Below are 2,673 nucleotides of genomic sequence, written 5' to 3'. Positions count from 1 at the left end.
TCAAGACCCCCCTAGCGGCCACCGAGAAAACCTTCACCAGCTAAGTATTTTTACTCAAGTCTCTGGAGGGGGACAGCTTATGTGACAGTTGAGGGTGCGGAATGTGGGTTTGATCACAAGAGGGAAATTTAATCTCTCTAAGCGAACGCCTGTTCTAGTCAGCTTGTATGTAAAGTTTTATGTACGGATTCAACATTTCTGGTTCGGATAGGACATAATCGTGTAGGATGTGGGCTGGGGAAACCAGAAAGCACGGTGATGAGCTTCGAGAATCCCTCGCCTCAGCGCTTCGGGGATTGTCAATCGGATAAACTTTTTTGATTAAGGATACTTCTACCATGGCAATTTCAGGACAACCAGGTGTAAACGATAACCTAAAATATTTAGGTGACTCTGAGTTGTTCTACGGTGATATTAATGGGATTTTAGAACCTCCAATGCTGGCTGGAGATGATTCCCTAGCAGTAAGAAGAAACTATAACGCTCTCTATGGCGAAGGGAATGCCATGATTGAGTTTACCCAAGGCGGCAAAGATTACCTGAGAGCAACAGGGGATAGTAACGCTCTGTTCGGTGATGCTAGTCAAATGTTTGACAATAGCTTGGGGGGCGACGATGGTGACAGTGGCAATACTTCTATCGAAGATAACTCTTTAGTTAAAATCACGGCCAGCGACGGACAAGCCTATGATTCCTTTGGACAAAATGTCTCCCTCGATGGCAATACTCTCCTAGTCGGAGCCGCTCGAGATGATGACAATGGATTGGACTCTGGTTCAGCCTACATATTTAATAACATTAATGGTGTATGGACGGAGAGAGCGAAACTCAAGCCAAAAGATGGCAGAGCAGGAGACCTCTTTGGTGACACCATCAGGCTGAATGGCAGCAGAGCTTTTGTCGGATCTTGGAAGAGAGGTTCTGGTGCCGTGTATATTTTCAGGGAGAGTGGAGGACTGTGGACGCAGACAGTCAAACTTAGACCGAGTGATGGGAAACAAGGAGATCGCTTTGGCAGTTCTTTTGATTCCACCGATAGTGGCACTATCCTGATCGGAGCTAGCAGCTCCGATCAGAAAGGCTTGGATTCAGGTTGTGTTTACGTTTATAACGTCGTTAATGGGATTTGGACAGAAACCGGCAAAATTTATGCCAGCGATCCCTCACCGGGGGCTCTTTTTGGTAGATATATCGATATCGATGGTAATCAGGCTGTCATCGGAGCAGTCAAAAGCAATGCATCACAACCAAACTCTGGCTCGGTTTATATTTATGAAAACCTTAATGGCATTTGGACAGAAACGGCAAAATTGAGTGCCAGCGATGGAAAAAATGGAGATGAGTTTGGAACACCAGCGGCTATTGAGGGTAACACCATTGTTGTCGGAGCATCTGAAAGTGGCGGAACCAAAGGTGCAGCCTACGTTTTTGAGAAAGTAAACGGAAAATGGCAAGAAACAGCTAAACTGACTGCTAACGATGGACAAGTGGGGGAAGAATTTGGTACGTCTGTTACTATTAGTAATAATACGATCGCAGTCAGTCCTCGCCACGATGATGATCGAGGAGCAGATTCGGGTTCGGTTTATATTTTTCAGAAAATCAATGGGGTTTGGACCCAAGTTTACAAACTTACCGCTATCGATGGAAAAGCGGGTGATGTTTTTGGCAAGCGGGTAGTAATTGACGGCGATACTTTAGCCGTTAGTGCTTTTCAAGATGATAACGAAGTTCCTCCAGTGCCTGATTCTGGCTCTGTATATCTTTATTCCCTTTCTTCGCTCTTGTCCAATCCAGATAGCTTGACGGGAATTAAGCCAAAGGATACTCTCACTGGTGGAGCAAGCAATGACAACCTATTCGGTGGGGTTGATGATGCTCAGTTTTCTCCGCAGACTTTCAGCGATCTCTCAATTGAAGGAGATGAGATTAGTGATTTTGAACTGGCTGCTGATAGGCTATTCTCAAAACAATTTTTTACTGGCTTTGGTGACAGTGGCAATACTTCTATCGAAGATAACTCTTTAAAATTGGCAGAGATTGGCGCAGCAAGCGTCCAATTGCCGGTAATGATTTGGTAGTAGTGCCGTAGCCCTCTTGCTTACCTGGTATGAAGTGTGTAAAATACTTATTAATAAAAATAATTAGCCCAAATCAGTCTTTAAACCTCTAGCTTGATGATGACTTTTCTGATAAATATCTTTTTGTGGCTCGTGTCTGGCTTACTCAAATATCTGGACTTCCCCCATACATAAATACTAAAAAATCAACAAAACCCTTACTGCAGGTCGCTTCTAAGAAAAAATTGAAAAGAGGCTACTGGTTACATTTTTCGCTTGAAAATGTCTGTACCGTTGACTGTATCTGGAGCAGAGCGATTCCGTAGAGTTGGCTGTATAGTGATCACTAACCTGATTGTAACAGATATAGCGGTGTGCAGTCGTATGAGGTACAGTGTCACGAGCTATAAACCATGCTAGGCAAAGCTTGGTTTGTATCTCACTCAAGCGCTTACCGCTATAGTGTCATTAATCTCTAGAGTAAGCGATTCCCTCCAGCAATTCTCAGTTTTAGCCCACATTCCGCACCCTCAACTGTCACATAAGCTGTCCCCCTCCAGAGACTTGAGTAAAAATACTTAGCTGGTGAAGGTTTTCTCGGTGGCCGCTAGGG

The 2,673-nt window shown here is 44.4% G+C and carries 1 protein-coding gene; it reads left to right on the top strand.

The genetic code is table 11. The annotated features are described in order from the left end of the window. Positions 1–338 precede the first annotated feature (338 nt). Complete coding sequence (locus PX482_RS06135; RefSeq protein ID WP_288122193.1) at positions 339–2,081, top strand: FG-GAP repeat protein; 1,743 nt, start codon at positions 339–341, stop codon at positions 2,079–2,081. Positions 2,082–2,673: the final 592 nt, after the last annotated feature.

Origin of the sequence: Microcystis sp. M53602_WE12 (genome assembly GCF_030065455.1) — a bacterium.
Classification (GTDB): Bacteria; Cyanobacteriota; Cyanobacteriia; order Cyanobacteriales; family Microcystaceae; genus Microcystis; species Microcystis aeruginosa.
Note: the sequence above shows the minus strand (reverse complement) of the source record. Positions and strands in the feature narration are given on the sequence as shown.

What these genes read in the sequence shown, in the direction of transcription:
- PX482_RS06135 (WP_288122193.1), top strand. Translation starts at nt 339, where the DNA reads ATGGCAATTTCAGGACAACCAGGTGTAAACGATAACCTAAAATATTTA.